Source organism: Daejeonella sp. (assembly GCF_044342615.1).
Taxonomy (GTDB): domain Bacteria; phylum Bacteroidota; class Bacteroidia; order Sphingobacteriales; family Sphingobacteriaceae; genus Daejeonella.
Window position 1 is genome coordinate 1 of the sequence record NZ_JBIIPN010000125.1, and the last position, 7,549, is coordinate 7,549.

General features: G+C 35.4%; 7 protein-coding genes and 2 tRNA genes. 4 read left to right on the top strand and 5 right to left on the bottom strand.

The annotated features are described in order from the left end of the window. Positions 1-162 precede the first annotated feature (162 nt). Positions 163-303 carry a hypothetical protein gene (locus ACIQ0D_RS10235; protein ID WP_395805285.1) on the top strand — a complete coding sequence of 47 codons (141 nt, stop codon included), beginning with the start codon at positions 163-165 and terminating at the stop codon, positions 301-303. Between the two features lie 166 nt (positions 304-469). Next, a complete protein-coding gene (locus ACIQ0D_RS10240) occupies positions 470-952 on the top strand; it encodes a hypothetical protein (protein ID WP_395805287.1) in 483 nt (160 codons plus the stop codon). Positions 953-1,534: 582 nt separating this feature from the next. On the opposite strand, the gene ACIQ0D_RS10245 is transcribed toward ACIQ0D_RS10240, so the two are convergent. After that, positions 1,535-2,071 carry a hypothetical protein gene (locus ACIQ0D_RS10245; protein WP_395805289.1) on the bottom strand — a complete coding sequence of 179 codons (537 nt, stop codon included), beginning with the start codon at positions 2,069-2,071 and terminating at the stop codon, positions 1,535-1,537. Positions 2,072-2,200: 129 nt separating this feature from the next. Here ACIQ0D_RS10245 and ACIQ0D_RS10250 point away from each other — a divergent pair, with 129 nt between their 5' ends. Continuing rightward, positions 2,201-2,686 (top strand): hypothetical protein, encoded by a 486-nt coding sequence (locus ACIQ0D_RS10250; RefSeq protein ID WP_395805291.1) that lies wholly within the window; start codon positions 2,201-2,203, stop codon positions 2,684-2,686. 396 nt (positions 2,687-3,082) lie between these two features. Here ACIQ0D_RS10250 and ACIQ0D_RS10255 read toward each other — a convergent pair. The 4 genes from ACIQ0D_RS10255 to ACIQ0D_RS10270 all read right to left on the bottom strand — a co-directional run bounded on the left by ACIQ0D_RS10255 (position 3,083) and on the right by ACIQ0D_RS10270 (position 5,635). Further along, a tRNA-Asp gene (locus tag ACIQ0D_RS10255) sits at positions 3,083-3,156 on the bottom strand. Between the two features lie 65 nt (positions 3,157-3,221). Continuing rightward, positions 3,222-3,294, bottom strand: a tRNA-Lys gene (locus ACIQ0D_RS10260). 175 nt (positions 3,295-3,469) lie between these two features. Next, the gene (gene prfA / locus ACIQ0D_RS10265) at positions 3,470-4,543 is read right to left on the bottom strand and encodes a peptide chain release factor 1 (RefSeq protein ID WP_395805293.1); all 1,074 of its coding nucleotides are present in this window, start codon (positions 4,541-4,543) and stop codon (positions 3,470-3,472) included. Between the two features lie 336 nt (positions 4,544-4,879). After that, positions 4,880-5,635 carry a UDP-2,3-diacylglucosamine diphosphatase gene (locus ACIQ0D_RS10270; protein ID WP_395805295.1) on the bottom strand — a complete coding sequence of 252 codons (756 nt, stop codon included), beginning with the start codon at positions 5,633-5,635 and terminating at the stop codon, positions 4,880-4,882. A gap of 147 nt (positions 5,636-5,782) precedes the next feature. Here ACIQ0D_RS10270 and ACIQ0D_RS10275 point away from each other — a divergent pair. Next, the coding region (locus tag ACIQ0D_RS10275) for a prolyl oligopeptidase family protein (protein WP_395805297.1) at positions 5,783-7,549 on the top strand (1,767 nt) is incomplete at its 3' end.

Below are 7,549 nucleotides of genomic sequence, written 5' to 3' on the forward strand. Positions count from 1 at the left end.
AAATAAATAATTTATATTAAATTATCCATTTGAAAAATTATTATGAATTTCATTAGACATCTGGGCTGGTGTCTCTGAAAACGAAATATCCCAAATACTTAAAAGGAAAAAAAACTGTCCGCTAGATTTTAGCACAGCGGTATCTCTTCAATTTCAAAAGGAATGAATAATACTATTTTAAAAAGAATGGTGGGGATAAAAAAAGACGATACTTTAAATAGATATGCAAACCTATCCGAACAAGTAATTGTTGAGGAAGTGAAAAATAAAAATCCAAAATCAATTAGGAATTCGAAAAAATAATTTGTTTAATTTGTATGTATTATATTTACTCAGTTGAACTGATAAATGCCATTTTTAAAAATAAATGACTAACTACTTTTGAGGAAATTTTTCACTGACAAAGTATATCAATGTGTACGGTAAACTAAATAATTATTGATTTGTGCAAAATTAATCTAAGAATATCATGAAATTATTGCCTTCAGAATATAAAATAAATACACCGACAGAGAGATGGGCGATCACTCTGACTAATTATCGTCTAAAAATTAAAGAAGAAAATGGAAAATTTTCAAACGAAACAAGTATATTTTTAGAACACATAAGTTCAATTGAAAAAAAGCATTTTAGATACAAATTTTTATTTTGGCCAATAGCAATATTTCTTCTTTCCATTCCTGCAATGGTCTTAGATTATAAATTTAAGCTTGGAAGAGGTGAACTAATATTTATATCAATTATGGCAGGTATTTCAGTGTTATTAATAATTTTTTACTATGGCACTCAAAAAACATTTCTAAGTTTTATATCCGATAGTGGTTCTAAAATTAAAATAGAAATCAAAGGAAGTTCAAATGAATCAATTGAAGATCTAATTTATGAAGTTTCAATTGCGAAAATGAATAGAATTAATGAATTATATAAATTTGAAAAAATAATTTCAAACTAATTGTACGTTTAGGGAATATTTTAATTAGAAATTAAAGGGAGATTTTTTCTTTATATAGACACTTGAGTTCACATTTTCTATTAAATTTTAATCTCACTATCTATATCTATCCACAATTTTACTGCAAAATTAAGTCTTACTATATATTTATTCCCCACTGTCCGTAGAGTTTAGCGCAGCGGACTCTACGGATTATTCAATGTCAGGAGTCTTCAGACTCCTCCTTGTCCGGAGAGTTTAGCCTAGCGCCTCTCCGGATTGGCAAATCAGGAGGTTCTCCAGACTCCTCTGATCTACAATTTAAAGCTTAAGGGAAACGCATTTAGTGGTTTTATTTGGGAATATGGGCAATTTTTAGTATATTCTTTCTTATAATCCATGCTTTAAGGCCATTAAATAATAATCTACGCTGATCCGCTAAATCTGCGGGAGCTATCTTTTGTCGCCCGCAGATTTACGCGAATTTTCGAAGTTAATTTCGGAAATATAGCATAGAAAAAAGATTTGTTTTTTGTGAAAAAATTCTCTCTAAAAGGCGTAAAGAGGCATTTATTGTCAAAATTAATCCTGAAGGTAATTAATTTAAAAGTCGAATGATTTTGTGTTATCACCAGCCATTCGCCTCATATCTCCAATTGTAATAGTAAACCTATAATAAGGCTTTGGCTTATTGATTCCAGATAAAGCATCATCGAAAAGTAATAATATTTTATTAGGGTCTACTTTCTCACAATGCACAATTGCATATTCATTCCCCTTTAAAAAAGTAAAATCACATTTATTTTCAAAATAATCTAACCTAGATTCAACCATATTCGACTCCCAGGCTCCACTATAACTAAACTTACCATCTTCTTTAAAGCCTTTTGCGGCTTTTTGATTTATATAATAACTAATTAGTTTACTCACAGATTTAACATCAAAGGACATCCCACTCATAATTATTTCTTTAGGTTTCCCGCTTGTATTTAATACTTTATCCAAAGTACAAGTTTCACTTCCTCCTGGAAAATAAATGGTTGTGCTACTTATATTTTTATATTTTAAATACAGTCTGTCAATCTCAAGTTGGACACTAGGCTTTTTTTGTTGAGAAAATGTAGATAATGAAAATAGCATTATTGTACACAATTTAAAAAGTATTTTAGACATCGATTTCCTAATTTCTAGTTGATTTAAAAATGAATTAAAACTTAATGACCAATCTACTAAACTTCTTTTTAACTTTAAGGGTAACTAAACCTAATAATGAAATACTCAACTCTTTTTTTGCTATTAATTTGTTCATCTCTGAGTTTAAAGGCCCAAAGAATTTCTTTTGAAAATCTAAAGGAATTAATAGAAACAGACTCATTAAGTACATTTAAAATTCTATCAGATAAAGGGTGGGTCTTTGAGCGAATTAAAAATAGTGAGAAATATAAAACTTTTATATGGTACTTTGATGGGCATCTAAACAATCCCTCAAATAATAAGGGAATCGTTGCTCAATATTGGTTTCAAAGGGCGTATTCAAAGACATCAAAATATCAAAGTGTTGACTATATCATGAATGAATCTGATTATAAGTTTCTGGTTGCAGAGTTGGGAAATATTCCTATAAAAGAGCTTAAAAGAGGAAATTTAAGTGATAAACTTTTTATTACATACACTGATGGAAAATACATTTTCGATCTAATAGACTATCAATTGGAAAGTAAAAAGTATGGAATTATTATAAGTAAAAATGATTGAACTTTAAATAGCTCTATTGGAATCTTAAACTGTTAATGTAGTATTTAATAAATTAATACGAATACGTTGAACGGAGTACTGTTCTTTAGCCAATTCCACAAACAAGCCCACTGTCCGCAGAGTTTAGCGCAGCGGACTCTACGGATTATTCAATGTCAGGAGTCTTCTGACTCCCCTTACCTTCCAAAAATTTTACCCCAAATCCACCCCAAAATGCAAAAAGCCCATAAAATTACGCTTATGGGCTTTATTGCGGACCGGACGGGAACGAACCCGTCCCCAACACTGTTGGGGATGACAGGGTGGCATTCCCTTCCTCTTAATTCCAAAAAATTCACCCCAATCCACCCCAAAATGCAAAAAACCCCCAGAACTTTACGTTTGGGGGCTTTATTGCGGACCGGACGGGACTCGAACCCGCGACCTCCGCCGTGACAGGGCGGCATTCTAACCAACTGAACTACCGGTCCGTTTGACTAGATTTATCTCCTCTAAAGGTTAATCCTGTCTTAACAGGAAAGATAAGTATTTTTTGTGATCCCGCTGGGATTCGAACCCAGGACCACTACATTAAAAGTGTAATGCTCTACCAGCTGAGCTACGGAATCATCCTTTTTTGATTAACGTTTAACCGTTTTTCTTAAAAGTGAGGCAAATATACGGGAATAACCTATATAGTGCAAATAATAAAAAGTTTAATTTTAGATATAATCGTAAACAGCTGTTTTTCAATTATTAACATTCTGAGAATGTTTAAAATTAGGCCGAAAAACAAGGAATTTTCTATGCAATTGATCCCTCTTTCATCTTTTCAGCGTTCTCCGCCAACTGTAATTGATCAATAACTTCCTGAATATCGCCATTCATCACATTCGGAAGATTATAAATTGTTAAACCTATACGATGCTCTGTAACTCTTCCTTGCGGATAATTATAAGTACGAATTTTCGCAGATCTATCACCTGTAGCAACCATCGTCTTACGCTTTTTGGAAGTCTCCTCCAACATCTTAGCGTGCTCCAACTCATAAACTCTACTACGTAATACCCCAAATGCCTTATCAAAATTCTTTAATTGGGATTTCTGATCCTGACACTGCGCTACAATACCTGTCGGTATATGCGTTAAGCGTACGGCTGAGTAGGTCGTATTCACCGACTGACCACCAGGACCAGATGAACAGAATAAATCCTTACGCACATCATTCATGCTAATCTGAACGTCAAACTCATCCGCCTCTGGCAAAACAACTACCGAAGCAGCTGAAGTATGTACCCTTCCGGCAGTCTCTGTATCTGGTACTCGCTGTACGCGATGCACTCCCGACTCATACTTCAATTGCCCATAAGCATCTTCACCATTCACATTAAACACAACCTCTTTATAACCACCAGCAGTACCTTCAGTTACATCAACCACCTCCATGCGCCAGCCCTTACGTTCGCAAAAACGAGTGTACATTCGGTATAAATCGCCAGCAAAAAGTGCCGCCTCATCTCCTCCAGTACCACCACGGATCTCTACAATGGCATTCTTCCCATCTTCTGGGTCTTGTGGTATCAACATCACACGAATCTTCTCCTCTAATTGCTCCTGCTGCGGAATAAGTTCATCCAGCTCCATCTTCGCCATCTCACGCAACTCATCATCCTTCTCATTAGCAAGCAATTCTTTATTTGCCTCAATATTGCTGATTACATTGCTGTAAATTTTGTACTCATCAACAATTTTGGTGAGGTCTTTATATTCCTTATTCAGCTGGGCAAAACGCTTCATATCGCTCATCGTTGCCGGATTGCTTAACTCGCGCTCCACTTCTTGCCAGCGTTCTTTAATATATTCTAGTTTCTGTAACATAAATTTAATTGAAATAGCCTCTTTTAAAGCTTATACATGAGGCTTTAAATTGGGCATACAAAAATACGGCTTTTTTGGATAATAATGGAAGTTTATACGTAATCAGGAATGAGTATCAATTAGAAGGCTCTAATTAGTTGGTAGTTGTCAGTTGGTAGTTATCAGTTGTCAGGCTGGGTGGAGATGATTGGGAGGTAAATAATGAACTTCCTTGTTAATTGGGTTCTGTCCTTATTCCTTGCTCCTTATTCTTTTCTCTAATTAGTTGGTTAGACTAACGACATCTTTACCCGGTGGCTGAGGTTCTCGAAGCCGGGGAAAGAGTTGGCTTTGGCTTTATCCCTTATCAGGCTTCTCAAAATAACGAAGCTCCAAATTTTCGCCATCAAATACAGCGTAAGAATTGAAATTAATCCACTCACCTAAATTTATGTATTTGCTTCCGCCAAGCGGGATATCAAGTGGCAAATGGCGATGCCCAAAAATCAAATAATCGAAATGCTCCTTTGTTAGTAGTTCTTTAGAATAAGTCACCAACCACTCCTCCGAAATATCTCTAAATTCTTCCTTTTTATTGTTCTGAAGCCTGCTTTTCATCGACCATCTAGTAGCAATCCCTACACCCAAATTGGGATGGATTCTAGCAAAAAACCATTGACAAAATTTGCTTCTGAAGATTTTTTTTAGTATCTTATATTGTGTATCCCCTGGTCCAAGTCCATCACCATGGTGTAAATAGAACTTTTTCCCACCTCTTTCTATAATCAGCTCATCCGAAATAATCTGAACACCGAGCTCCTTCTTGAAATAGTCGAACATCCACATATCATGATTGCCCTTGAAAAAGAAAACAGGTATACCTGAATCAACAATTTCGGCAATTTTTCCTTGAAATCGAATAAATCCCTTCGGAATTACCGAGCCATATTCAAACCAAAAATCAAAAACATCGCCAAGCAGGTATATTTCACTGGCCTCATGCTTAATCTGATCGAGCCAACTCACAACTAGATTCTCACGCTCACGACTCGTATTATAATCGGGTACACCAAAATGAAAATCGGAAGCAAAAAATATTTTCTTTGTTGACATCGTTTCAAAAATACATAATTTTTAATTTAAGAGACCGTCCACCTTAATTAGTGTAAAAAATTAATTAAAAATGACCAATTGTGGGATGCATTTCTCTATTTTAGCAATAAACAAATTATAAATCCAGTGAAAAGATTAAATCAAACAATGCTCGCAATTGCTGTGTTGATCAGTCCACTTAGTGGAATAGCGCAACATACCAGTCCACCTAATAAATCCATGAACTATCCTAAAACCCAAAAAATCGATGTTTCGGATACTTATTTCGGAACTAAAATAAATGACTCCTACCGTTGGCTTGAAGATGATCGTTCTACAGAAACCAATGATTGGGTAGAGGCTCAAAATAAAGTAACTCAGGGCTATTTATCGAATATCCCCTTTAAGAATGCAATTAAAAAACGCTTAGAAACACTTTGGAATTACGAAAAGTTTACTGCTCCTTTTAAAGAGGGTGCATACACTTATTTCTATAAAAATGATGGTTTACAGAATCAGTACGTGCTTTATCGTCAAACCGACAAAACGAAAGCTGAGGTTTTCTTAGATCCTAATACGTTCTCAAAAGATGCAACAACATCTCTTGCCGGAATTGAGTTTACAAAAGATGGCAGCCATGTTGCCTATCAAATTTCAGAAGGTGGATCGGATTGGAGAAAGGTTATCGTATTAAAAACAGCTGATAAATCTGTTGTTGGTGATACCTTAATTGATGTGAAATTCTCAGGACTTTCATGGAAAGGAAATGAAGGTTTTTACTACAGCAGCTATGATAAACCTAAAGAAGGTAGTCAGCTTTCTGGCTTAACTCAGTACCATAAATTATTTTATCATAAAATTGGTACCTCTCAAAAGGAGGATGTATTGATTTTTGGTGGTGATCAAACGCCGCGTAGATATATTAATGGTGGCTTAACCGACGACCAGCGCTTTTTAGTGATTACTGCCGCAGTTTCTACTACTGGAAACGAGCTTTATATCCAAGATTTATCAAAACCTGGAAGTCCGATTACTCAAATAGTTAATGACTTCAAAAACGATCATTCTATCATTGATAATCAAGGAAGTAAATTGTTTATTTATACCAATTACAAAGCTCCAAACTATAGAGTGGTAACGGTTGATGCTACTAACCCGGCACCTGAAAACTGGAAAGATTTTATTCCGGAAACTGATAACGTACTCGAAGCGAGTACCGCAGGAGGCAAGTTTTTTGCGAATTACCTGAAGGATGCTACCTCTTTGGTGTTGCAATACGATATGGATGGCAACCTCGAAAGAACGGTAACGCTACCAGGTGTGGGAACTGCAAGTGGATTTAGTGCTAAAAAGTCTGAAAGAGAGCTTTATTACACCTTTACATCCTATATCTATCCACCAACAATATTTAAATACAGCATTGCTACGGGTCAGTCGATTGAATATAAAAAATCAGGTGTGCAATTTGATCCTTCACAATATGTTTCTAAACAGGTGTTTTATACTTCAAAAGATGGGACAAAAGTGCCGATGATCATCACCCACAAAAAAGGAATTGAGATGAATGGTAAAAACCCAACGCTATTATATGGTTATGGTGGTTTTAGCGTGAGCTTAACTCCAGCATTTAGTACTTCAAATATTATTTTATTGGAGCAAGGGGGAATTTATGCCGTTCCAAACCTACGCGGTGGTGGTGAATATGGTGAGAAATGGCACCTTGCTGGGACTAAAATGCAAAAGCAAAATGTTTTTGATGATTTTATCGCTGCCTCGGAATACCTAATCAACAATAAATATACTTCTAAAGAGTATTTAGCAATTTCTGGCGGATCAAACGGTGGTTTATTGGTTGCTGCAACTATGGCTCAGCGCCCAGAATTGTTTAAAGTAGCTTTCCCAGCTGTTGGAGTACTAGACATGCTTCGATATAAT

Bases quoted from the DNA above. Each gene is read 5' to 3' on its own strand.
- ACIQ0D_RS10250 (WP_395805291.1), top strand. From the start codon at position 2,201: ATGAAATACTCAACTCTTTTTTTGCTATTAATTTGTTCATCTCTGAGT.
- ACIQ0D_RS10245 (WP_395805289.1), bottom strand. From the start codon at position 2,071: ATGCTATTTTCATTATCTACATTTTCTCAACAAAAAAAGCCTAGTGTC.
- prfA (WP_395805293.1), bottom strand. From the start codon at position 4,543: ATGTTACAGAAACTAGAATATATTAAAGAACGCTGGCAAGAAGTGGAG.
- ACIQ0D_RS10240 (WP_395805287.1), top strand. From the start codon at position 470: ATGAAATTATTGCCTTCAGAATATAAAATAAATACACCGACAGAGAGA.
- ACIQ0D_RS10235 (WP_395805285.1), top strand. From the start codon at position 163: ATGAATAATACTATTTTAAAAAGAATGGTGGGGATAAAAAAAGACGAT.
- ACIQ0D_RS10270 (WP_395805295.1), bottom strand. From the start codon at position 5,635: ATGTCAACAAAGAAAATATTTTTTGCTTCCGATTTTCATTTTGGTGTA.